A 24,974-nucleotide genomic window follows, 5' to 3' on the forward strand; every position below is an offset into this window, starting at 1 on the left:
CGTACAAGCCTGTCATCCGCCAATCGCTCGAGGACGACGCACGGAACTGGCGCAAGCAGCCCTTCAATAAGTTGCGGTGAAATAGCGTCTGTTTTTGCTGCTAAATAGCATATTCAGTCCCTAATTCACCGCAACTTGTTGGTGGTGGCTTACTGGTAGCGTAGGCATTCCACCGGGTCGAGCTTTGCTGCACGGCGAGCGGGGTAGAAGCCAAAGATTACGCCGATGCCGACGGAGACGGCGAAGGCCAGCAGCACCGTGGCGATTGAAAAGCTCGGTGTGATTTGCCCGCTGGCTCCGAGCTCGCCAAGAATCCCGGATCCGGAGGCAAACATCGCGAGGCCCCAGGCTAGCAGATAGCCTATCAGGACACCCAACAGTCCGCCGGTGACGCACAGCGCCGAAGACTCGGCCAAAAACTGCGCGGTGATATCGCGACGACTGGCGCCCAGAGCACGGCGAATACCGATCTCGCGGATGCGCTCAGTCACGTTGGTGAGCATCATATTCATAATGCCGATACCGCCGACAAGCAGCGAGATGCTGGCGACAGCGCCCATGATGAGCGAGAATGCGCCCATAAAGGAGTTGAGTGCATCGATGGCGCTTTTCATGGATGTCGCCGATACACTGTCGTACTCATCCTCCTCGATGTCCTTCATCGCGCGCACCTTGGACTCGATGGTCTTACAAAGCTCATCCATGTCCGTGCCCTCGGCGGCAAGTGCCGTCACGCTGGGGAATGAAGGATTCTCGTCGCCAAACAGTCCGGAGATAGTTTCGCGTGGCATATACAGCGTGAGCGAGCCCATGGAGTCGCTGCCGCCATCAATCACGCCTACAATCTGCACCTCGCCGTTGGACACCTTGATGGTTTTCCCCAGCGCATCCTGTTCGTTGCCGTAAAGCTGATCGGCGCCGTTGCGGCTGATGAGCGCCACGCGCGAGCCTGATTGGGACTCGGCCTGGGAATAGGTGCGCCCCGCAACGAGCTTGCTGGCCCCCACGGCGTCGAGCATGTCGCTATCGACACCCTGTGCCATGACGGTATAGCTTTTATCGCCGGTCTTATACTCGGTATACGCGCTGTCGACAATGCCGATCTGCTCTATCTGCGGCACCAGTTTTTGAAGCTTCTCGATGTCCGACTCGGTGAGTTCTTGCGACGAATAGATTTGCACCATGCGTGCCGCATTGAGGCCCAGACTGTTGACCAGGCTGTTTTGGATACCGCCGATGAGCGAAGTCATGGCGATAACCGAGGCGATGCCGATGACAATGCCCAGGATGGTGAGCAGGCTGCGCCCCTTGTTGGCTTCGAGCGAGTGAAGGGCTTCCTGGATGAGATCGCGGGCGCTCATGCCACCACTCCTTTCGGCGGGTTGGTGGAGGCGGAAATCATGGGCAGGCTATCTACGGCGCTGCGCAGGGTCCGCGGTGCATGTGGAATATACGCGCCGTCGTGAATGCGACCGTCGCGGATGGTCATGGCACGGTCGGCCTCGGCGGCGATGCTGGGGTCGTGTGTGATAAGCACGATGGTTTTGCCGCGCTTCTGGAGCTTATGGAAGGTCTCCATCACAAGCGCTCCAGTGGCGGAGTCCAGGTTTCCCGTCGGCTCGTCGGCCAGAATGATGGGCGGGTCATTGACGAGGGCGCGCGCAATTGCGACGCGCTGCATCTGGCCGCCCGAGAGCTCGGATATGCGGTGGTCCCAGTGGTCGACGGGCAGCGTGACAGCCTGCAGCGCGTGCACGGCGCGCATTTCGCGCTGGCTACGGGGCACATTGGTGTAGGCCAGCGGCAGCATGACGTTTTCGATAACCGACAGGCGCGGCAGCAGGTTGAAACTCTGAAAGACAAAGCCAATACTCAGGGCGCGAACTTCGGTGAGCTCGTCATCGTCAAGCTCGGCCACGTTGAGCCCTTGCAGGTAATAGTCGCCCGCCGTCGGTTTGTCCAGACAGCCCAGGATGTTCATGAGCGTTGACTTGCCCGAGCCCGAAGGGCCGGTAATGGCGACGAACTCGCCGGGATCTACCGCCAGGCTCACGTTGTGCAGGATGTGGGCGCACCCCGCCTCGCTCTCAAAGATGCGGTGCACGTTGCGGATGTCGATAACGGGACGCATTACATGTCCTCATCGGCAGGCATACTGCCCGAATCCGCGCTGTAGCCGCCGTCAGCCGTTGCGTCCGCTCCGGTGTCCATGACGAGCGTGTCGCCATCGCGCAGCTTGGTAACCGGCACGTTGGGGTTGATCTCGTTGCCCTGGTCGTCGCGCTTGACCTGTGTCTTGCCGACTACGGCTTCGTTGTCGTTTTGCGTCACGACGGCCACCTTCACGCGATGGGTTTGCTTGCCCTCGTCATCGGTTGCCACGTTGACGTAATAGTGTTCGCCGTCTTCGGTCATGAGCGCCATCGTCGGCACCATCACCACGTCGTCGAGCTGCTCGGTCACCACCGATACCTCGGCCGTCATGCCCGGCTTCAGGCGCGCGTCGGGCGCCTCGATGAGGATGTCGACGTTAAAGGTTACGCTGCCGCCGCCACCGTTGGCGGCATCGGAGTTTGCCACCGACGCGATAGCCGTGACGGTGCCCTGGCTCACGATATCGGGAAACGCGGGATACGTGACGTTGGCGCTCTGTCCAACGGCGATCTTGGCGATGTCCTTTTCGCCCACCTGCACGGTCACCTTCATCTTAGATAGGTCGGCGATCTGCATGCACTGCTTGCCGCCGCTCGTATCGCTTTCGCCCATGATCATGCCGCCTGTTACCGTGGCGCCCACCTTGGCGTTGAGCTCCACGATGCTACCCGAGCTCGGGGCCGTGACCGTGCGACTGGCGGCCTTGGCGTTCGCCTGGTCTAGGTTTGCCTGGGCCGATGCGAGGCTGCGCTGCGCGGCCGATACGGCGTTCGTGTCCGCCGATGCGGCGGAGACGCCAGCCGCTGCGGAAGCTCCATCGGCGTCCGTCGTCGGGGTGGCCTGCGCGGCGGTTGCGGCTTTCTGCGCGTTGGCGAGGTCTTCCTGAGCGGCTGCAACTGCACGCTGCGCCTCGGCAACGTTGCGATCGAGCTCGTCATTTTTAATGGTCATAAGCACGTCGCCCTCGTTGACGGATTGGCCTGCCTGCACGTTGATCGAATCGACCGTGCCGTCGACAGAAGGGGAGACCACTGAGGACGAAATGGGTTTGAGCTGGCCTTTCGCCTCGACCGTTGTGGTAAACGTACCCTCGGTCACCATGTCGGTCACAGGCCCACTAGCGCCCTGTGGCTGAGCATTGATAACCAGGGTTGCGGCAATGGCAATGAGCGCGATGGCACCCACGACGCCGGCGGCAATACCGCGTCGAATCAGCTTTTTGCGTCGACGATCGGCACGTTTTGCCTTGAGCTTGGCATATGCCTCTTCATCGGAAATCTCGGCCGTATCGTTCGCGCGTCCGCTCTGCTTGTCGGCATATACGTTTGAAATCAGAGGAATCGTTTCGGTGGCACCTTCGGGCGTGCGCTCGGTATCATCTGGGCCTGGGGTGATCGTGGGGACATTCGGCATAGCGTCTCCTTTATAGAAAGAACCTCGATAATTATATGCGCCCACCGGTTGGGGCGGGCGCATAGGACGGTTTCTTTCGGAACTGTTAGATTGGTCGCAGCGGTTCCACGTTGTAGGAATGCGTGCGTTGCACTACGAGTGGACAACCACGCACAGGCCGACTTTGATGCAGTCGTGAAGTGCCTTGGCGTCTGCCAGGCGCAGGTTGATGCAACCATGGCTGCCGCACCACTTGTACGACTCGGCATTATCGAAGCTCTTGTCGTTTTGCCATGTAGCGTCGTGGAAGCCGATCATATTGCCCTCAAACGGCATCCAGTAGCTCACCGGGCTCTCGTATTTGGGCTTACCGGTCTCGGGGTCCTTGGCTCCGATCAGGGTGCTGCCACCGTCGTTGCTGTTGATCTGCCACACGCCCTCGGGGGTGGCGTCTTCGCCCGGTTTGCCGGAAATAAAGTTGGCCTCCCAAACGATATTACCGTTCTCGTCATAGTAGCGCGCGTGCTGCTCGGACAGGTCGACGTCGATGTATGCCTTCCAGTCGGGCTCTCCCTTTGCGGTAAAGGTGTCGGCCTTCTGGGAGTACTTGATCTCGATTTCGCCGGTCTGCTTGTTGCTAATGGCGTCCTCGACCTGCTTGGCGAGCGAGCTGCTGTCGATGGACCAACCAAAGTCGCCGCCTTCGACGGCGCACTGCTTGCCATCGGCGCGCGTCCACCAGCGAGTGGAGCCCACGGTATTAAAGCCGTTGGCGAGCTCGGCTGCCCAGCTACTGATCTGCGAAGTATCGAGCGTGGGGTTGGCCGGATCGGCAAAGCTGATCCACTGCAATACGGAGCCGCCATCAACCTTGCCGGCATCCTCGCCGTTGAGCTTGAGGGTCACGTTGACGCCCAGGAAGTTGTTGGCGGCATCGCATGCGGCCTGAATCTGATCATCGGTCAGCGTTCCATTGAGTGGCTCATAGGCATCGTTGCCGAGCTTGGAAAGATCTACGGTCTCGGCCAGCGAGGCGAGCTCGAGCTCGGCATATTTAATGACATGCTCGCGGTTGAGTTTTTCGTTGGAGCGCGCCTTCTCGACGGTAAACTTGCCCGCTTGCTCGTCATAGGAGCTATTGGCCTCGAACGTGCCCGAACGTCCTTCGTTAAACTCGTCGATGGCGGCGCCCAGATCCTTCTCAAACTTCTTTTGGTCAAAGGCGTCGGAAAGCATGGACAGGTCGACGTCTTGATCAAGATCGACTTCGTTGGAGGTAGCAGTTGTTTTGGTCTTGCCGCTTAAGGATTCCACAAGGCGGACCGGCCAAATAAAGGCTTCGTTGTGGTTGATGATTTCTTTTGCAGCAGCTTCACCGTCGACGATGGGTTCATCGGACTCGGGCTGATAGGTCCAGCTAAAGTCATCGCCTGTCACGGTGAGCTTATAGTGCTTCCAAGCCGAGTTGACCTTGGTGGCGGCAGACGAAGCGTTGGAGAACGAGACATCGACGCCGGCGATGGTGGTGTTGGGGTAGGCTACCTGCGAAAATGCTACGACGCCTACGATATAGACAATGACGATTAGACCCAGGACGACAAAGAGCGTCGTCTTTTTGCCCGACTTATTGTTCTCGGCGGGTTTGCGCGCGGGGCCACGATCGCCTCGAGCGTGCGTGTGGGGCTGCTTGGGCGCATTGCCGTTTGCCTGGCGCTGCTGACGTTGTTGACGCTGCTGTCGCTGTTGGTTCGGGCGTTGGGAAGCGTTTGCTGCACTACGCTGCTGACCGTGGCTCGGCGCGATAGGGCGCGGCGACTGAACGCCGCCGGCGTGCCTGCTCGGCTGCTGCGGATCGGGAATCAGTTGAGTTCGATCGTTTTGCGACATCGTATGCATATCCTTCGATTTTCGCCTTGTGGCTCATCGTGTTTTTACTGGGCTTGCATTATAGCGATTGCCCTGCTGTTTGTGGTACGGAAACGGTGGCATTCGAAAGAGCTGGGACAAATGTCCCACCTTTGAGTCCTTCTTTGTCGCTATCCGCACACACCGCATTTTGCACAGGCCGAAAGTGCGGCCGGAGCCTGCGCGATGCCGCCCTTTGCCGTCTCGCGCAGCGTGGCCGGCAACGCGTGGCCCACCGAGAGCATTACATGTGCCATCTGGTCAAACGGCACCAAGCTCTTAATGCCTGCGAGGGCGAGTTGTGCCGAGCTAAAGGCCGCTGCCACGCCGATGGCGTTGCGGTTTTGGCAGGGCACCTCCACGAGGCCACCGACGGGGTCACAAACGAGGCCCAGCAGGTTACTCAGCGCGATGGAACTGGCGTCGAGCGCCTGCTCGGGCGTGCCGCCGAGCATCTGCACCAGCGCGGCGGCTGCCATGGCGGCGGCGCTTCCCACCTCGGCCTGGCAGCCGCCCTCGGCGCCGGCAACGCAGGCGCTTGTGGTGAGGTTGAGGCCGATGGCGGCTGCGCAGTAGAGGGCGTCCATGACCTGCTCGTCGTCGAGCTGCAGGCGATCGGCGAGCGCCAGCACGCAGCCGGGCACAACACCCGCGGAGCCGGCCGTGGGGGCGGCGACGATCACGCCCATGGTAGCTGAGCGCTCGAGCACGGCCATGGCGCGGGCAACGGCGTCGGTCTGGACGGTGCCCATCAGGCTTGCACTCAAATCGTTGCAGCGGGTTGCTTCGACGAGCTTGGCCTCGCCGCCGATAAGCCCGCCGAGCGAGCGCTGCGGATTGGCGATGGGGGCCGTGGTCTCCTCGCGCATGACGTCGAGCACGCGGCGCATGGCGGCGACGGCGTGGGCCTCGCCGGTCAGACGTGCCTCGCGAACGGCCATGACGGCACCGATGCTGAGTCCCAGTTCCTCGCACGCATCGAGCAGCTGCTCGCCGTCGTCGAAGATCTCCTTGGCCGAGACGCCGGGGGAGAGTGACGAGGCAGAACCGGGGAGCTCGATAAAGGTCGCGTAATCGACATTGTCGAGCTTGCGGAGCATGGGGACGACGGTGTCGTCGGGCGCACCGTCGGTCTCAAAGACGGAGTAAGCCTGGCCGCCCACTTCGGTGCGGTAGGTGCGGCAGAAGGCGATGTTCACGTGTGCGTAGGCGAGCAGGTTGGTGAGCGCGGCGAGTACACCGGGGACGTCCTTGTGCGCCACGAAGAGCGTGGAATACATGCCCGAGATGTCGACGCCGACGCCGTTAATGCGGCTGATGCGCATCTTGCCGCCGCCCAGGCTCTCGCCGCGGACCTGTGCCGTGGCGCCCGTGTCGTCGACCATGTCAATGTCGACGGTGTTGGGGTGGATGGACGCGTCGTCGCCCTTGATGTCAAAGTGATATTCGAGGCCCTGCTCGCGTGCGAGGTCGAAGGCCTGCTTGATGTTCTCGTCATCGGTGTCGAGGCCCAGTATGCCCGCGACGAGCGCACGGTCGGTGCCGTGGCCGCGGTAGGTGTGGGCGAAGGAGTTCCACAGGCCAAAGGTGACTTTGGTGATGCGGCCTTCCAGCAGGCTGGCGGCAACTTGGGCGCAGCGCAGGGCGCCGGCGGTGTGCGATGAGCTGGGGCCGACCATGACGGGGCCCAAGATCTCGAATGCCGAGGTCGTAGCTAGTGTTTGTGGCTTGCCTGCCATGGGTGCTCCTTTAATCTGTCCCGTCGTCCCGAGGGGCGGGGCATACTCTGTCCCGCCGTTCCAAGGGCTTTGGTATTTGGTCGCCTGCTCTACAGTTCTGGCTCGCACGGAGGCCACATTAAGTGGCCTCCGGCTCGTGCGGAACTCGCGACCGACCAAATACCAAAGCCCTTGGAACTTAGGATACATGGTAGAGGCGCGCGTGCTGCAAAATTCATCAGCTGGTGACGCAGCGTAGGCTCATATCTAAACATCTTCACCACCGGATTAATAAAAAAGAAGTACCGCTTGGGGGCGGTACTTCTTTTGAAAGCGCTTATGTCATTGAAACCTTGGAGGTTCTTTTTTACAGGCCGCAGGCTGCTTTGAGTTCTTCGATTCGGTCGGTCTTCTCCCAGGTGAAGTCGGCGTCTTCGCGGCCGAAGTGGCCGTAGGCTGCCGTCTTTTCGTAGATGGGGCGACGCAGGTCCAGGTCGCGGATGATGGCGCCCGGGCGCAGGTCGAAGGTCTTCTCGACGGCTTCGACGATCTTGTCCTCGGCGACATGCGCGGTGCCAAAGGTGTCGACCATGATCGACAGCGGCTTGGACACGCCGATGGCATAGGCCAGCTCTACCTCGCAGCGATCGGCCAGGCCGGCGGCGACCACGTTTTTGGCGACCCAGCGCGCGGCGTACGCGGCAGAGCGATCGACCTTGGTGCAGTCCTTGCCGCTAAAGGCGCCACCACCGTGACGGCCGTAGCCGCCGTAGGTGTCGACGATGATCTTGCGGCCGGTCAGGCCCGTGTCGCCCATGGGGCCGCCCACGACAAAGCGACCGGTGGGGTTCACGTAGATGTCCGCGTTGTTCCACGGCATGTTCTCGGCAGCCATAACCGGGGTGATGACGTGCTCGATCAGATCGGCCTTGATCTTGCCCATGTCCTCGATCTCGGCAGCATGCTGCGTGGAGATGACGATGGTCGTGACCTCCACGGGCTTGCCATCTTCGTAGCGCACGGTAACCTGGGTCTTGCCGTCGGGGCGCAGGTAGGCGAGGGTGCTATCGTGGCGCACGGCTGCCAGACGCTCGGCCAGGCGGCTGGCAAGGTAGTGCGGCATGGGCATTAAGGTCTTGGTCTCGTTGGAGGCGTAGCCGAACATCATGCCCTGGTCGCCGGCGCCGATCAGGTCGATCGGGTCGGCGGTGGCGCCGGTCTGGGTCTCAAACGACTCGTCGACGCCCTGGGCGATATCGGGGGACTGCTCGTGGATGAGGCTCATAACGCCGCAGGTATCGCAGTCAAAACCGAACTTTGCGCGGTTGTAGCCGATGCGGCGGATAACGCCACGGGCGATTTCCTGCACATCGACGTAGGCCTGGGTGCGGATCTCGCCGGCAACGATGACGGTGCCGGTGGTCACGAGGGTCTCGCAGGCGCAGCGGACGTTCTCCACGTTGGCGGGCACGCCGTTGGGCGCAATATAGCCCTGCTCCTGGAGCTCTATTTCTTTGGCGAGGATTGCGTCGAGGACGGCGTCGCTGATCTGGTCGGCGATCTTATCGGGATGACCCTCGGTCACCGACTCCGACGTAAACACAAACGATCCGTGTTGGGGTGGAATGGAACGAAGCTCTTCTGACATGATTGTCCTTTCGAATAACGTGTCCCGGCGACCGTTACCATTCCGCCGGGCTCTGTATGCAAGGGCACATCATAGCGCGTAAATCCAACATTCACACCCTTTCCGCACCTACTCATTGGGTACTCATTGGGGACAGACTTAAATGACCAGCCTTAAACTAAGAACGTTTCCAAAAACTGGTCATTTAAGTCTGTCCCCAATGAGTGGGTCGGTGCCCTTTGTGCGGAGGTTGCATTGTTGCTTTATACTGATGCAGTTAGACATCCATCCTGCAATCGAGGAGATTTCCATGGCATCAGACGTTCGCGTCCGCTTTGCACCCTCACCGACGGGCAAGCTGCACATCGGCGGCGCCCGCACCGCTATCTATAACTGGGCTTTCGCCCGTGCAAACGGCGGCACGTTCATCCTGCGCATCGACGACACCGACCCCACCCGCTCCACCGACGAGAACACGCAGATCATCCTGCGCGCCATGCGTTGGCTGGGCCTGGACTGGGACGAGGGTCCCGAGGTGGGCGGCGACTTTGGCCCCTACGCCCAGACCGAGCGCTTGGACCTGTACAAGCAGGCCGCCCAGAAGCTTTGGGACGAAGGCAAGGCCTATCCCTGCTTCTGCACCAAGGAGCAGCTCGACGCCGACCGCAAGGCCGCGCAGGAGCGCAAGGACCCCTTCCAGGGCTATCAGCGCCGTTGCCGCGATCTTGATCCCGAGGAGGCCCGCCGCCGCATCGAGGCTGGCGAGTCCTACGTCCTGCGTATTAAGGTGCCCGTGGACCGCGGCGACGTCGTCATCCACGACGCCGTCCACGGCGAGGTGACCTTCGACGCCAAGGAGCTCGACGACTTTGTCATCTTCCGCTCCGATGGCACGCCCACGTACAACTTCGCGACCGTCGTCGACGACGCCATGATGAAGATTACCCATGTCATCCGCGGCGACGACCACCTGTCCAACACCCCGCGTCAGGTCATGGTCTACGAGGCCCTCGGCGCGCCCGTGCCTACGTTCGCCCACATCTCCATGATCTTGGGTGCCGACGGCAAGAAGCTCTCCAAGCGCCACGGCGCCACCTCGGTGGAGGAGTACCGCGACGCCGGCTACCTGTCCGACGCCTTCGTCAACTACCTGGCGCTGCTCGGCTGGTCGCTCGACGGCGAGACCACGATCATCCCGCGCGATGTCCTGGCCAGCAAGTTCTCGCTCGACCGCATCTCCAAGAACCCGGCGACCTTCGACCCCAAGAAGCTCGATTGGGTCAACGCTGAGTACATCAACGGCATGTCCGATGCTCAGTTTGCCGACGAGATCATGGTCCCCGAACTGCACGAGGCGGGTCTCATCGAGGGTAATGTCGAGTTCGGCGAGGATTGGATCGACGCGCTCGCTGCCATCGTTAAACCGCGCACCAAGATGCCGGCCGACGCCGTGACCGTCGCCGCTCCCATCTTTGCTACGGCCGAGACGCTCGAGTATGACGAGAAGTCCGTTAACAAGGGCCTAGCCAAGGAAGGCATGGGTGCCATCCTGGACGCCGCCAAGGCCGCGCTCGAGGGTGTCACCGAGTGGACCGCCGCGAACATCGACGCCGCGCTTGAGCCGCTGCCCGAGCAGATGGACCTTAAGAAGCGCGTGGTGTTCCAGGCCGTGCGCGTCGCCGTCTGCGGCAACATGGTGAGCCCTCCGCTGGGCGAGACCATGGCGCTCGTCGGCCGCGACGACTGCCTGGCGCGCATCGACCGCGCCCGCACGATGGCGCTGTAGCAGCCGTGTAAACGCATGTATCCGAGCCCCGTTCACCCGAGCGGGGCTCTTGTTTCTGTAGACGTATGGGATAGGAGGTGCTGGAGCCGTGGCCGAGCAACTGTCGCTGTTTGGTTCGCCGGAACCGGAGGAGGTTCCGGTGAAGCCAGTGTCTGCCGCTGCCTCGGCTCAGCCTAAGCCTGCACCTGAGCCCATCGCCGCCTATGCGAGCGTGGTTCTCGACATCCCGACGCGTGCGCTGTCCGAGCCGTTTGCCTATGGCATTCCTCAACCTCTTGCTAGCGACGCGCAGATCGGATCCACGGTCCTGGTCCATTTTGGCAACCGTGCTGCCGCAGGCTACATCGTCGACATTGCGCCCGAGCTGGGCGATCTGCAGGGCAACAGCGCGCTCGACCCCGCGCGCATTAAAGCCGTCGAAGCCATCCTCAGCAAACCGCTCTTTACCGCCGAGGCTGCCCGTATCGCGCGCTGGATGAGCCGCGAGTATGTCGCGACGCTTTCCGAGTGCCTGCGCCTGTTCTTGCCACCGGGTGGAAGCCCGCGCGTGGTCAAAAGCGACGACGGCGTGTGGACTGTCGAGCGCCCTGCCGTCAAACCCATCCAAAACCGCTGGGTCATGCTTACGCCCGAGGGCTTCGACTATACGCCGCCCAAGACCGCGGTCCGCCAGCGTCAGCTCATCGAGGCGCTCCAGTGCGGCCCAGTCACGACACGCGACCTCAACCTTCTCTATAACAGCATGTCGGCGACCATCAAAGCGCTTGAAAAACGCGGCGTCGTGGTGGTGGAGGAGCGCCGTGCGTGGCGTGGCTGCAGCGAGCAGACCACGCTGTCCTCGGCAAGCGGTAAGGCGCCGGTCTCCCTTACCAACGGTCAGCAACAGGCACTCGCGCAGATTGAGCGCGCCCGTCTGGACGCCCATGGCGACGTGGTCCTTGTCGACGGCGTCACCGGATCTGGTAAAACCGAGGTCTACCTCTCAGCTATCGAGCGCGTGCTCGCGGCCGGTCGCTCGGCCTGCGTGCTCGTACCCGAGATCTCGTTGACGGCCCAGACCGTCGGCCGCTTCCGCTCGCGCTTTGGCGAGACGGTCGCCGTGTTCCACTCGCGGCTTTCGGCCGGCGAGCGTCTAGACCAGTGGGATATGGTCGCCAGTGGTGCGGCGCGCGTGGTCGTCGGTGCCCGCTCGGCGCTCTTTTGCCCGCTCGGCGATCTAGGCCTCATCATCATCGACGAGGAGCACGAGACCAGCTATAAGCAGGGCTCTAGTCCGCGCTACCACGCGCGCGAGGTTGCGGCCGAGATGGCGCGTCGCTATCGCTGCCCGCTCGTGCTGGGCTCGGCCACGCCTTCTGCTGAGGCCCTCGACCGCTGCCGCCGTGGCACGTATAACGGTGCCACCTGGACGCGCGTCGAGATGCCCGAGCGCCCGGGACACGCCGTGCTGCCCACGGTCCGTATTGCCGACCTGCGCCGGGAGTTCTCGCACGGCAGCCGCTCCATGTTCTCAAAACCCTTGATGGAGGGCTTGGAGCGTGTGGTCGAGCGCCGCGAGAAGGCCGTGCTGCTGCATAACCGCCGTGGCTTTGCGCCGTTCCTGATGTGCCGCGAGTGCGGCTGCGTCCCCACCTGCAACCACTGCTCCACCGCGCTTACGTATCACGAGCGCACGCACACGCTGCAGTGCCACACATGCGGTTCGTCTTGGCGCGTGCAGCCGTATCCCGCGCCCACGAGCCGATGCCCCAAATGTGGCAGTCGCTACCTGGCAAAAATGGGTCTGGGAACGCAGCAGATCGAGGACGCACTGCATCAGATGCTTCCCGAGGATGTCGCCATTATTCGCATGGATGCCGATTCCACGCGCGGCAAGGATGCGCACAAAAAGCTGCTCGAGCAGTTCGATGCGGCGGATTGTGCCGTGTTGCTGGGCACCCAAATGATCGCAAAGGGTCTCGATTTTCCTGAGGTCACGCTCGTAGGCGTGGTCAATGCCGACTTCGCCCTCAAGCTGCCCGACTTTCGCGCAGGGGAGCGCGCCTACGATCTGCTGGAGCAGGTTGCGGGCCGCGCCGGCCGCGGCGATCGCCCCGGCGAGGTTATCATCCAGACCTACCTGCCCGAGGACCCGGTCATCCGCGCCGTCGCCGAGCACGACCGCTCGATTTTTACCGACTACGACCTGGACCAGCGCCGCGACGCGCTGTACCCGCCGTTTGTTCGCCTGGTCAACATCTTGGTATGGTCGGCGAACCGAGACGACGCGCAGGACTACATCGGCCGCATCGCGAAGCTCCTCAAGCGCCGCTGGCATGCCGCCGCGCCCGACTTTTTGCGGGCGGGGAGCGCCGTGCCTCAGGTGCTGGGCCCGGCTTCATGTGTAATCGAGAGAGCCAAGGACCGTTGCCGCTTCCATCTGCTTGTAAAGTCGCCGGTAGGGTACCATGTCTCTGATGATATCGACGCCTGCCTCAAAGAGGTGGGCTCTGTGCGCGGCGTGAGCGTGAGCGTTGACGTCGACGCCTATGATTTGATGTAACAACCCGAAAGGATGGCCATGGAAGCCAACGGAATCGTACTGTCGCCCGACCCTCGTCTGCGCCAGGAGTGCACCGTCATCGAGGAGATCACCCCGGCGATCGAGGCGCTTGCCGAGAAGATGAAGAAGATGATGTTCGAGAACGGCGGTTGCGGCCTGGCTGCCCCGCAGATCGGCGAGCTCATTCAGCTCGTCACCATCGACTGCGACTACAGCGACAAGAACGACTACGACCCCTACGTGCTCATCAACCCTGTCATTGTTGAGCAGAGTGACCATCTTGTGCCCTTTAGCGAGGGCTGCCTTTCCATTCCTGGCATTAGCTGCGAGATTGAGCGTCCCGATCATATCGTCGTCGAGGCGTACGACTTGGACGCCAACCTGATTCGCTATGAGGCTTCGGGCGACCTGTTCTGCGTGTGCCTGCAGCACGAGATCGATCACCTGCACGGTAACACCATGTTCGAGCGACTGAAGCCGATGCAGAGGCTCAAGGCAGTCAAGGAGTACCAGGACGCCCTGGCCCGCGGCGCTCGACCGGGCGAGACGGAGTAGGTTTGTCCGTCACCGGGGCGCCCGCCTATATCATCCCGTGCTCAAACATTCTCGCTGCGCTGCGAAACTGCGCGCGGGACGATATGTGGGCGCTCAGCACCGGGGACTGCGTTGTTCTGGCTCGGTTCGCCCGGGTGCCGTTGGGCCAGGGAGGGGCGTCTTCGCTGATAATTGCTTTGCTGAAAGAGCTGCTTTTATTGCGGCTCTTTCTTTGGTTTTGGGTATATTTGTTCTTGTTGAATTGTTATTGCGGATGGGCTGGTGACTCGGCTTTCCGCTGTTAATTTGTAGCCGTCTCGGCTTTGGTTGAGGGGAGACGTTCTTTATGCGTATTGTTTTTATGGGTACGCCTGATTTTGCTGTGCCTTCGCTGGTTTCGCTTGTCGAAGCTGGAAACGAGATTGCGCTTGTTGTTACTCGTCCCGATGCTGTTCGTGGGCGTGGTAAAAAGTTGGAGCCGTCTCCTGTTAAGGCTAAGGCACTTGAGCTAGAGTTGCCGGTTATTGAGGCTAATCGTATGACGGCCGAGGTTGTTGAGGCTCTCCAAGCTGCGCAAGCCGATATTTTCTGTGTGGCTGCTTATGGTTGCATTTTGCCCGATGAGGTTCTTCACATGGCGCCGCTTGGTATTGTGAATGTTCATGCGTCTTTGCTGCCTCGTTGGCGTGGCGCCGCTCCTATTCAGCGTGCGATTCTTGCTGGTGATGAGGTTGCTGGCGTTTCCATTATGCGCATTGGACATGGCGTGGATACTGGTGCTTATTGTGCTCAGGCTTCCACGTCGGTTTCCGGTAAGAACGCTGAGGCGCTGACCATGGAGCTTGGTGAGCTTGGCGGCAAACTGCTTGCCGATACGCTTCCTTCTCTTGCCGATGGCACCGCCGTGTGGACTGAGCAGGATGAGTCGCTCGTCACTCATGCTGCCAAGATTTCCAAGCTGGAGATGCGTCTGGATCCGCAGATGGCTGCGCTCGATTGCGTGCGTCATGTGCTCGCTTCGTCCGATACCGCGCCTGCTCGTTGCGTGATTGCCGGCAAGACCGTGCGTGTGCTCGATGCTGCGCTGGCCGATGTTTCGCTTGGCAAGGGCGGCGTTGACGTTAAGAACAAGCGTGTTTTCCTTGGCCTTTCCGATGGTGCGGTTGAACTGCTCGAGGTTAAGCCCGATGGCAAGCGTGCCATGGCCGCTTCTGCTTGGGCTGCTGGGCTGCAAGGCGCCGATCTTATCTGGGGTGTTTTGTCATGAGCAAGCTGTCTCCCGCGCGCAAGCTTGCGCTCGATGTGCTGATGGAGGCCGATCGCCGCGGCATGTATGCGCGCGACGTGCTGTCATCTCGCGCATCGGCCAAGGCTATTGACCAGCGCGATTCCGCTTTTGCAGCTCGCTTGGCGCTTGGTGTGGCCGCGACGCAGGGTATTTTGGACGAACTGCTCGATCAGTTTCTCGATAAGCCTAAAAAGGTTGCGCCGCGTGTTCGCATGGCGCTTCGTATCTCGGCCTTCGAGATGCTCTATCTGCATACGCTTGGTCGCGTTGCGGTGAGTCAGGGCGTTGAGCTGGTGCGCAGCGGAGCTAAGTCTGCCGCCGGTTTGGCCAATGCCGTGCTGCATAAGGTCGCGGACAACGTTGAGGACTTTGCCACGGCGTCCGATGTAGATGAGTCTGAGCGACGCCTGGTTCGTCTGTCGCGCCTGATGGGACTGCCGCGTTGGCTGTGCGCTCGCATTATGGCATCGTTCGACACTCCAGAGGGTGCGCTTAACTTTGCCGGCAATCTGGCCCCCGCGCCACTGGCCCTGCATGAGAAGGCCTTTGCGACCAAGCCCGATCCGTATATCTCGCAGCTCGTCGCGCCTGTCTTCCCGGGCTGCCATGCCCCGGTTGATGCCCAGGTTACCGTTGCTTCGGGTGTGTTTGAGCGTGCTGCCGCGGTGGCCTCGGACCTTAACGCGCAGCTTATCGCCACAGCTGCCACGCGCCCTGGTAGCTGTCTTGAGATTGGTGCCGGTCGTGGCACCAAGACCTATGTGATGATGTGTCAGGCCAAGCGTGCGGGGTATGAGCGTCAGCATACGGCGCTCGATTTGCATGATCGCAAGTGTGACCTGAATCTTGCTCGCCTGCATAAGGCGGGTATTCAGGGCGTTCGCACGGTTTCGGGCGATGCATGCGAGCTTGATGAGGTGCTCACATCGTTTGATGCCATGCTTGGCGAGCCGGTTAAATTCGACACGGTCTTTATCGATGCGCCGTGCTCGGGCACCGGAACCATGCGTCGTCATCCCGAGATCCCGTGGCGTCTGACCGAAAAGGATGTGACGGTTGAGCTGCCCAAACTGCAGCTGTCGATGCTCAAGGAAGCCGCCGCGCGCGTGGCTGCCGGCGGCGAGCTCATCTATGCGACGTGCTCGGTCTTCGACGAGGAGAACACGCAGGTGGTGGATGCTTTCCTTGCTTCTCCTGAGGGCGCCGGCTTTAGCGTGGCACCGCTTTCCGAGGCACAGATTCTGCAACTCCCTGAGTTCGATCAGGCCAAGAAGCTCGTTTCCGTACGCCAGAACGATCGGGGCCTCTTCCAAAGCGTGCCGGTAAACGCCGATTCCTACGACGGCCACTTCTGCGCCAGACTGGTCCACAAGTAACGACTAAGTTGCGGTGAAATAAGGATTGAATAGCGGCTTCCACCCACCAAACAGTCCTTATTTCACCGCAACTCACAAGGAAACCTGGGTAGCTTGATTAGCTACCCATAGAGCAAAGAAACAGCCCCGCGATCGGCGTTGATCGCGGGGCTGTTTGGTTTCTAGTGGCTGTGCGGGCAGTTGGCGCAGCAGCCGCTCGTGGCGCTGGTGCTGGAGCCGCCGCTTCGCTGGTCGGTGTTGTAGAAACCGCTGCCCTCAAATTTAATGCCGCTGGCTGAGAACGTCTTGGCCGCCGGGGCACCGCAGCTGGGGCACACGACCTCGGGGGTCTCGGACATGGGATGCTCAACCTCAAACACGTTGCCGCAGCTCGAGCACTTGTAATCGTAGCGCGCCATAATACTTCCTTTTCAGCACAAAGCGGGCAGATCGCTCTGCCCGCATAAATTCAAACGTCTGTAACTGTACCCTATATCGGGGGTTTTATCACGCTTCGCCCCAGAATCTATGGGTGTTGCGCAGGAGCTGTGCAGTTTTATCTTCGGCGGCCTCAACGTCGGCCTCATCGGCCTGCCAGGTCCAGTTGCCCGTGGCGACACCCGGCACGTTCATGCGGGCATCGTCGCCCAGCCCCAGCACATCTTGCAGCGGCATCATCACGAGGGGAGCGTCGCTTGCGAGTGCGTCGCCCATTAGCTTTCCAGCGAACTCCTTGCCGCTCGGCTCGTCGCCGCCCGCAAAGGATCGCGTGCACCAACCGGCGAGCGTCGAGGTGTCGTGCGTCGAGGTATACAGGATCTTGCCGGGCGTGGGATTAATCCCGTTGCGGACGTCGTAATCGCTAAACTCCAGCACGTCCATACCGGGGAAGCCACAGGTCGAAGCCATGGCACGAACACCGGGCGTCAGGTAGCCCAGATCCTCGGCGATAAAGTTGAGCGGACCCAGCTCGTCGTAGGCAGTCTGGAACAGATCCTTGCCCGGGCCTGCCAGCCAGCGACCGTCGGCGCAGGCCTTGCCCGCGGGAATGCTGAAGTAGCTGTGGAAGCCCAGGAAGTGGTCCAGGCGTACACGGTCGTAGAGCGAGAACGCACGACGTAGACGGTCCATCCACCAACGATAGCCGTTCTCCTTCATGTGATCCCAGCGGAACGTCGGGTTGCCCCACACCTGGCCCTCGGGTGCAAAGTTGTCGGGCGGCGCGCCAGAAATTTCAATCGCCTTGCCGGTATCGGACAGCCAGAAGTTCTCGGGCTCGCTCCACGCGTCGGCCGAATCGTCGGACACATACATCGGAATATCGCCGATGACCTCTATGTCCTTCTTGTGCGCGTAGTTCATAAGCTCGCACCAAGCCAGGTCGAAGCGATACTGCATGTATGCCTGCAGTTCTGCCTCGTCGTGAAAGCGCTTGTCGTCAAACAGATGCTCGTTGTAGCGCGCGATATCGGCCGGCCAATCGTGGCGTGACTCGCCCTCAAAGTACTTTTTGACGGACATGTAAACGCAGTACTTCTCGAGCCAGTCGGCATTGCGATGTTTAAACGCGGTGTAGAGCGGGTCGGCATCCTCGCCACCGCGGGCTTTCCAGACCTTAAAGTCGGCGGCCAGCTCCTCGTGCGACTCCGGCAGCAGGTCAATATTGCCAGCAAAGGCCGAAGGGCCAGCGTAAGGGGAGCGGAAGAAGTCCGTGGGATTGACGGGCAGGACCTGCCAGTAGCGCATGCCCATGGCGGCAAGATGGTCGATAAAGCGACGCGTGGGCGCGCCAATCGTGCCGGGCTTGGCGTCGTCGGTCGGCACCGAGGTGATGTGACACACGACGCCCGCGCCGTGGTCGAGCGGCTCCTGTAGGCGCTGCTCGGCGTGGTGATAGATGATCGACGAACCCAGCGGATACAGGTCGAGCGTGACCGTGCCGTTGTGGATCTCGCACTCGTGGCCGCTAATGACATCGCTTGCGCATTCGCCGAGCGCTGGAATCGTCACGCGGTGCGAATTGCGCAGGCTGCGGTTGATGATGACGGTCGCGGACTCACCGTCTTTGCCCGTGCGGGTGTAGGCGAGCACCTCGTCATTGAGTGCGAACGCCCTGATCTCGCCGTCGATCATAAACGGCAGCGCACGGCGTACGGCAGATGCGTTCTTGACGATCGCGAGCGTGTCGAAGTCGTGCAGGTCCTCCTTTTTAGGCATGGTGCGGCGGTTGCCCGGGTCGGTAAGGCCCTCCAGGCCGTATTCGTCGCCATAGTAGATCGAGGGAACGCCGGGGAAGGTCATCTGCATGAGCGTCGCGAGCCAAAAGCGGCTCTTGGCCAGGCCCATTGCGCCTTCGTCCAGACGCCATTTGCTGCGCTCGCACTCGGGCAGCTGCGACTCGTCGGGGCCGCCACCAAGAACCGAAATAATGCGCGGACGATCGTGGCTCGACAGCAGATTGAGCGCGCAGGACAATGCCTCGCTTGGATAGTTCTCGCGCAGGGTCTCGATATCCTCGGCCGCCTGGTAGGCATTCTTGTAGCCCATCAAAAAGCCGATGACCATGTCGCGGAAGGGGTAGTCCATGGCAGAATCGAGCTCGGAGCCCTGCAGGTAACGGCGCAGATGACCATAGCTGACCTTGTTGGAGGCGTCCTCCCAGACCTCGCCGAGCAGCAGCGCGTCGGGCTTTTCGGCAAGTACTGCCTTCTTAATCTCGGCCAGGAAGTCGTCAGAAAGCTCGTCAGCGACGTCCAGGCGCCAGCCGTGAGCACCGGCACGCAGCCATTTGCGAATCACGCCATCCTTGCCCAGGAGCCTCTCGTGCACCAGCTCGGAGTTCTCGTTGATGGCGGGCATATTGCCCACGCCCCACCAGCAGTCGTACGAACCGTCCTCGTGGAAAGTAAACGCATCGCGCCACGGCGAATCCTCACTCTGCCATGCACCTACGCCGGGGTAGTTGCCATAGCGATTGAAGTAGATGGAGTCGTCGCCCGTGTGGTTGAAGACGCCGTCCAGAATAATGGAAATGCCCAGCTTCTCGGCTGCCTGGCACAGCTCGGTAAAGTCCTGCTCGGTGCCCAGGATCGGGTCGATCTTAGTGTAGTCGGCCGTGTCGTAGCGATGGTTGCTCGCGGCTTCGAAGATGGGGTTGAGGTAGATGGCCGTAAAGCCCAGCTCGGCGATGCGAGGCAGGTCTTCTTGGATGCCCTTGAGCGAGCCGCCGTAGAAGTCCCAGGCCTTAATGGAGCCGTCTTCGGCGCGCTCGTAGACGGGCGGCTCGTTCCAATCCTCTACCATGCGACGCTGAATGCCCTTGCGCGGCTTTTCGAGCTCGGCCATTGTGCGCTCGCGCCAGTTCTCGTCACGTGCATAGCGGTCGGGGAAGATCTGGTAAACCATGCCGCGCTCGTACCACTCGGGACGAACTTCGCGGTGTTTGTAGACGGTAATCTGGAAAGACGGCACCTCGGCGTAGTCGTAGGTTACGCCCTCGCCGCCGGTGCGGCCTTGCGGTGCGCCCAAGCGGACCTCGGGCTGGCCCTCGATATTGCATATAAAGCTGTACCAGATTAGACAGGGTTCGGCGCATTCCAGCTCGGCGGTAAAGATGCCATCGCCCTCGTGCGTCATGGGATACCGAGACTCACCGATCTCATCGACCCAGGTGCGGAGCGTAAGCATTGCCTGCGCGGGATCGGCATCCTCCAGAATCACGGAGAGCGAAAGGGTAGTTCCTGTGGTCACAGCGCCAAACGGAGTGCGAAACTGCGGCAGACGGCTGTTGTGTATCAATCTCATAGTACGGTCCAGTTCAATAGAATCATGGCATGCTGGCCATGGGCTTTACGCACAGGATGTAAGTATATCTGTTGTACACAGGCTGTATAAACAACATCCGTTTACCATCGGCGAACGGTTGTCCTAGAAAATCGTTTTACCCACTATCTACAGAGAAGGGGCGCCCGGTTGGAGCGCCCCTTGTTTAGGGTTTTGATTAGGTTTTGGATCGTCTGTGGGCTAGCGGCGCTTGCGGGTGGCCGTTGCCTTGCGGACGGACGTCTTCTTGGACGGGGCCTTTTTCTCTGCCGGAGCGGCGGGGGAGACCGGGGTCTCCTTGGCGGGCTCGGTCTTTGCCGTAGCCTTCGGAGCGGTCTTGACCTCAGCGGTCTTCGGTGTCGGCTCGGCCTTTACTGCGGGCTTGGCCTCGACCTTAGCCTCCGCCTTGGGAGCAGCGGCCTTGGTCGTGGTCTTCTTGGCCGTCGTCGTGGCGCGCTTGCGCGTGGTGGTCTTGGCGGCCGGCTTGGCCTCGGCGGGTGTCTCCTCGACTTTGGCGGCCGGCTTTGCGGCTGCCTTGGTCGTGGCGGCCTTCGTGGTCGTCGACTTCGTTGCCGTGGACTTCTTGGTTGCCGTTGCCTTTTTGGTGGTCGCGGTCGTCTTCTTGGCAGTGGTCTTGGCCGGTGCCTTGACGGCGGGCTTGGCCTCGACGGCGGCTTCAGCCTTTACCTCGGGAGCGGCCTCGGCCTCGGCGGCCTTCTTGGCAGCGGCGGTCGTGCGCTTGCGCGTTGTCGTTGTCTTAGTAGCAGTGGTCTTGGTTGTCGTCGCCTTGGTCGTAGTGGCCTTCTTAGCCGTCGTCTTACGAGTCGTGGTCTTCTTGGCGGCAGACTTTGCAGCCGGCTTAGCCTCAGCCTCGGGAGCCGCTTCAACCGGCTTCTCCTCAGCCTTGGGCTCCTCAGCAGCAGCGGGCACCTCAACAACCGGCTCGGCCTTGGGCTCAGGCTCGGCCACAACCACAGGCTCGTCGACAACAGCCGCCGGCCTCTCAATCTCCGGATGCATAAAGAAGTACAGGTCCAGATACTTATCGGCCGAGCGCGTCCAGCTAAAGTCCTGGCTCATGGCCTGCGTGACCAGCTGGTTCCAGGCGTCGCGGTTATCCCAGAACAAGCGTGCCGCGCGGAATACCGCATCGCCCATCTCGTCGCCGTTAAAGTTGCTAAACGAGAAGCCCGTGCCCTCGCCGGTAAACTCGTTGTACGGGATCACAGTGTCCTTCAGACCGCCGGTCTCGCGCACGATGGGCAGGGTACCGTAGCGCATGGCGATGATCTGCGACAGGCCACAGGGCTCAAACTTCGAAGGCATCAGGAACATGTCGGCGGCAGCGTACATGCGCTGCGACAGCGCCGGATCGAACTCGATGCGCGCGGCCATGGTGCCGGGGTACTTGTCCTGGAAATAGCGCAGGCCGTCCTCGTAGTCGCGGTCGCCGGTGCCCAGCACGGCCACCTGAACGCCGCCAGCCAGGATGCGGTCGAGCGCGTACATGACCAGGTCCATGCCTTTCTGGCGCGTCAGGCGCGTGACCATCACCATAAGCGGGCGGTCGTCGCGAACCTCGAGACCCAGCTCCTCCTGCAGCTTGGCCTTACACACAGCCTTGCCGGAACGGTTCTCCACGGTGTAGTTGGCGGCAATGCGCTTGTCGGTCGCCGGGTCAAAGCCTGCCACGTCAATGCCGTTGAGGATGCCCTGCAGCGCATAGGAGCGCTCGCGCAGCACGCCGTCCAGGCCCTCGCCAAACTCGGGCGTCTGGATCTCGTTGGCATAGGTGGGGCTCACCGTAGTGATGGCGTCGGCATAGCGCAGGGCGCCCAGCATGTAGTTAATGCTGCAGGCGTCGCAACGCAGCTGCGAGGCGGCCGCCGGAATATGCGCCACACCCAGGATGTCCTCCATCACGGTGTCGCTAAACTGGCCCTGGAACGCCACGTTGTGGATCGAGAACACGGTCTTGACGCGGTCATACAGCGGCAGGCCTTGGTAGAACTCGCGCAAAAACACGGGCGCCAGCGCCGTCTGCCAGTCGTTGCAGTGCAGGATGTCGCACTCAAAGCCGGCCGGCAGGTGCTGCAGGCTCTCGGTAATGGCCTTGGAGAAGAACGCAAAGCGCTCGCCGTCGTCAAAGAAGCCGTACGGATAGTCGCGCGCAAAGTAGCGCTCGTTGTCGATAAACATATAGGTGACGCCGTCGTGCTCGAGCTTCTCGAGTCCGCAGTACTCATTGCGCCAGCCCAGGCTCACGTAAAAGTCGGAGAAGTGCTCCATCTGCGCCTTGTACTCGTCCTTGATGGTGGCGTACTTGGGCACCATCACGATGACTTCGGCGCCGGCGCGCACGAGCGCCGCAGGCAGCGACCCCGCCACGTCACCCAGGCCACCGGTCTTAACAAACGGTGCGCACTCGGCCGAGGCAAACACGATCTGCATCTTTTTGCTGGAATCAGCCATATTGTCTCCCATGTTGCAATTCGAGAATAGCCGCCTGGCGCGAACCGGGCGGCTATTCTACATGTTACGAGCGATGTTGCGGTGCCAACGTTAACGAACGATGGTGGTATCGGAAGTTAACGGAGCCTTGCCCAGCACCAGGATGTTCTCGGGCGTGCCGCGAAGCTCGGTGTTGACGGGCACCACGTTGTTCTTGTCCAGGATGGCGTTCTCAACGCGGGCACCGCTCTTGATGATGCAGCTCTGGTTGATGATCGAGTTGGTCACCGAGGCGCCCTCCTCGACCACGACGCCGCGCGACAGGATCGAGTTGCGCACGGTGCCCTTGATGATACAGCCGGCCGAGATGATCGAGTTGCAGGCGTGGCCGCCGGTCGCGTAGCGCGAAGGCGGTACGTCGTGAGCCTTGGTCAGAATCGGGCGCTCGGGGTCAAAGAGCTGGTCGGCCACGGTCTGGTCGAGTAGGTCCATGCTGCGGCGATACAGCGACTTCTCGCTAAACACGCCCACGACCTCGCCCTTGTACTCGTAGCTGCACACGTCGATGTTGCCAAAGTCTCCCTGGAGTGCCTCGAGCAGGTCCAGATAGTCGACGGCCTGGTAGTGATCGATGATCTCGAGCAGCGTCTCGCGGTTGACGATGCAGCAATCCATGGAGGCATTGTCGCCGTACACGACGCCGGCGCTCACGCCCGTCAGGCGGCCGTTCTCGTTGATCTGCAGCTTGGTCTCGTCATCGACGTTGCGCGTGGCCTTGCAGTACACCACGGTCATCTGCGCGCCGGAGTTCTCGTGCGCGTCGATGATGGTGTTGAGGTCCATATTAAAGATGATGTTGGTGCCCATCATCACGACATAGGGCTTGTCCGAGCGCTGGAACAGCGTCTTGTTGGAGATGATGTCGCGCAGCAGGAAGCGCATGCCGCCCTTGGTGGTGCCATACGCGTTGCCGGGCACCATGAACAGGCCGCCCTTCTTGCGGTCCAGGCCCCAGTCCTTGCCCGAACCCACGTGGTCGATCAGCGAGCGGTAATTGCCCGGCATGACGACGCCGACGGTCTTAATGCCGGCATTCATCATGTTGGACAGCGGGAAGTCGATCAGGCGGTAGCGGCCCAAAAACGGAACGGACGCGATGGGGCGGTCCATGAGCAGCACGCTGCCGTAGGTCGAAGAGTAGTTAGCGGTGATATAACCGATGGCCTTGCGATTGATCATCGGATCATTCCCCCTTCCCGATAACGACGTCATTTCCAACGACGGCCGTATCCTTGGTGGTATCGACAGAGCCGAGCTTCACGCCCTCTTCGACCGTGGAGTTCTCGCCCAAAATAGCGCGGCAGATGTGCGCACCGCTCTTAACGTGCGCACCCGGCAGCAGCACGGAGTCCTCGACCACAGCGCGCTCCTCGATGATGACATCGGTCGAAAGGATCGAGTGGCGCGCGGTGCCGTAGATCTTGCAGCCGTTGGAGACCAGGCAGTCGTCCAGGCGGCCGTCCGGGCCAATGTAGTGCGGCGGACGCGTGGTGATGTTGGACATGATGGGGAAGTGCTTGTCGAACAGATCGAACTCGGGGTTGTTGCCCAGCAGGTCCATCGAGGTCTCGTGGAAGCTGGCGATGGTGCCAACGTCCTTCCAAAAGCCGTGGAACTCGTAGCTGTACAGGCGCTTGCCCTCGCCGAGCAGCTTGGGGATGATGTCCTTACCAAAGTCGTGGCTCGAGCGCTGGTCCAGAGCGTCTTCCTCGAGCGCCTCGATCAGCACGTCTGCCGAGAAGATGTAGATGCCCATGGACGCGAGATTCGAATCGGGCTTATCGGGCTTCTCGGTGAACTTGGTGATGCGGCCGTCCTCGGGGTCGGTGGTCAGGATGCCAAAGCGGCTGGCCTCCTCCCACGGCACGGGCATAACGCTCACCGTGAGGTCGGCGTTGTTCTCAATGTGCGTCTTGAGCATCTTGCGGTAGTCCATGCGATACAGGTGATCGCCCGAAAGAATCAGGACGTACTTGGGGTCGTTGGCCTTGATGTAGTCGAGGTTCTGCGTAATGGCGTCGGCCGTGCCCGCATACCAGGCGCCGCCGGTCTGCGTCTCGTACGGCGGCAGGATCGACACGCCGCCGTCGCGGCTGTCCAGATCCCACGCCTCGCCGGAGCCCACGTAGGCATGCAGCAGGTAGGGGCGATACTGCGTCAGAACGCCCACCGTGTCGATGCCCGAGTTTGAGCAGTTGGAGAGCGAAAAGTCGATAATGCGGAACTTGCCACCAAAGCTAACCGCCGGCTTAGCGATCTTTTGGGTGAGTGCCCCCAATCGGCTGCCCTGTCCTCCTGCGAGGAGCATCGCGATGCATTCTTTCTTACTCATCGATTTCT

General features: G+C 61.3%; 16 protein-coding genes. 5 read left to right on the top strand and 11 right to left on the bottom strand.

Annotated features, from left to right (window positions below; all coding sequences use genetic code 11):
• Window positions 1–149: 149 nt before the first annotated feature.
• The 6 genes from I1969_RS04425 to metK form a co-directional block, all read right to left on the bottom strand.
• Window positions 150–1,361, bottom strand: coding sequence for an ABC transporter permease (locus tag I1969_RS04425; RefSeq protein WP_195233211.1), 1,212 nt, complete (start codon window positions 1,359–1,361; stop codon window positions 150–152).
• The gene (locus I1969_RS04430) at window positions 1,358–2,131 is read right to left on the bottom strand and encodes an ABC transporter ATP-binding protein (RefSeq protein ID WP_161115673.1); all 774 of its coding nucleotides are present in this window, start codon (window positions 2,129–2,131) and stop codon (window positions 1,358–1,360) included. Before I1969_RS04430 ends, I1969_RS04425 begins: the two co-directional genes overlap by 4 nt.
• Window positions 2,131–3,567, bottom strand: coding sequence for an efflux RND transporter periplasmic adaptor subunit (locus tag I1969_RS04435; RefSeq protein WP_195233213.1), 1,437 nt, complete (start codon window positions 3,565–3,567; stop codon window positions 2,131–2,133). Before I1969_RS04435 ends, I1969_RS04430 begins: the two co-directional genes overlap by 1 nt.
• Before the next feature lie 132 nt (window positions 3,568–3,699).
• Entirely contained in the window at window positions 3,700–5,433 is a 1,734-nt protein-coding gene (locus tag I1969_RS04440) for a L,D-transpeptidase (RefSeq protein ID WP_195233215.1), read from the bottom strand.
• A 149-nt stretch (window positions 5,434–5,582) separates the two neighbouring features.
• Window positions 5,583–7,190 (bottom strand): L-serine ammonia-lyase, iron-sulfur-dependent, subunit alpha, encoded by a 1,608-nt coding sequence (sdaAA, locus tag I1969_RS04445; RefSeq protein WP_161160217.1) that lies wholly within the window; start codon window positions 7,188–7,190, stop codon window positions 5,583–5,585.
• Between the two features lie 346 nt (window positions 7,191–7,536).
• Window positions 7,537–8,817: a methionine adenosyltransferase gene (gene metK, locus I1969_RS04450; protein WP_195233218.1), complete on the bottom strand. Its 1,281-nt coding sequence runs from the start codon at window positions 8,815–8,817 to the stop codon at window positions 7,537–7,539.
• Window positions 8,818–9,106: 289 nt separating this feature from the next.
• On the opposite strand from metK, the gene gltX reads away from it, so the two are divergent.
• From gltX to I1969_RS04475, 5 genes are all read left to right on the top strand, one after another.
• Window positions 9,107–10,582, top strand: a complete 1,476-nt coding sequence (gltX, locus tag I1969_RS04455) for a glutamate--tRNA ligase (protein ID WP_195233220.1) — start codon at window positions 9,107–9,109, stop codon at window positions 10,580–10,582.
• An 88-nt stretch (window positions 10,583–10,670) separates the two neighbouring features.
• Window positions 10,671–13,124 (top strand): replication restart helicase PriA, encoded by a 2,454-nt coding sequence (priA, locus tag I1969_RS04460; RefSeq protein WP_411161029.1) that lies wholly within the window; start codon window positions 10,671–10,673, stop codon window positions 13,122–13,124.
• A gap of 18 nt (window positions 13,125–13,142) precedes the next feature.
• Entirely contained in the window at window positions 13,143–13,679 is a 537-nt protein-coding gene (gene def, locus I1969_RS04465) for a peptide deformylase (RefSeq protein ID WP_195233222.1), read from the top strand.
• Between the two features lie 325 nt (window positions 13,680–14,004).
• A complete protein-coding gene (gene fmt / locus I1969_RS04470) occupies window positions 14,005–14,925 on the top strand; it encodes a methionyl-tRNA formyltransferase (RefSeq protein WP_195233224.1) in 921 nt (306 codons plus the stop codon).
• Window positions 14,922–16,322, top strand: coding sequence for an RsmB/NOP family class I SAM-dependent RNA methyltransferase (locus I1969_RS04475; protein ID WP_195233226.1), 1,401 nt, complete (start codon window positions 14,922–14,924; stop codon window positions 16,320–16,322). Before fmt ends, I1969_RS04475 begins: the two co-directional genes overlap by 4 nt.
• Window positions 16,323–16,483: 161 nt before the next feature.
• On the opposite strand, the gene I1969_RS04480 is transcribed toward I1969_RS04475, so the two are convergent.
• From I1969_RS04480 to I1969_RS04500, 5 genes are all read right to left on the bottom strand, one after another.
• A complete protein-coding gene (locus I1969_RS04480; RefSeq protein ID WP_055310612.1) occupies window positions 16,484–16,720 on the bottom strand; it encodes an FmdB family zinc ribbon protein in 237 nt (78 codons plus the stop codon).
• 88 nt (window positions 16,721–16,808) lie between these two features.
• Window positions 16,809–20,105 carry a 4-alpha-glucanotransferase gene (locus I1969_RS04485; protein WP_195233229.1) on the bottom strand — a complete coding sequence of 1,099 codons (3,297 nt, stop codon included), beginning with the start codon at window positions 20,103–20,105 and terminating at the stop codon, window positions 16,809–16,811.
• A gap of 219 nt (window positions 20,106–20,324) precedes the next feature.
• Window positions 20,325–22,595, bottom strand: coding sequence for a glycogen synthase GlgA (gene glgA, locus I1969_RS04490; protein WP_195233231.1), 2,271 nt, complete (start codon window positions 22,593–22,595; stop codon window positions 20,325–20,327).
• A 90-nt stretch (window positions 22,596–22,685) separates the two neighbouring features.
• Window positions 22,686–23,813 (bottom strand): glucose-1-phosphate adenylyltransferase subunit GlgD, encoded by a 1,128-nt coding sequence (gene glgD, locus I1969_RS04495; protein WP_195233233.1) that lies wholly within the window; start codon window positions 23,811–23,813, stop codon window positions 22,686–22,688.
• Window positions 23,814–23,817: 4 nt separating this feature from the next.
• Window positions 23,818–24,966, bottom strand: a complete 1,149-nt coding sequence (locus I1969_RS04500) for a glucose-1-phosphate adenylyltransferase (RefSeq protein WP_006233920.1) — start codon at window positions 24,964–24,966, stop codon at window positions 23,818–23,820.
• Window positions 24,967–24,974: the final 8 nt, after the last annotated feature.

The organism is Collinsella aerofaciens (assembly GCF_015548375.1).
Classification (GTDB): Bacteria; Actinomycetota; Coriobacteriia; order Coriobacteriales; family Coriobacteriaceae; genus Collinsella; species Collinsella aerofaciens_AB.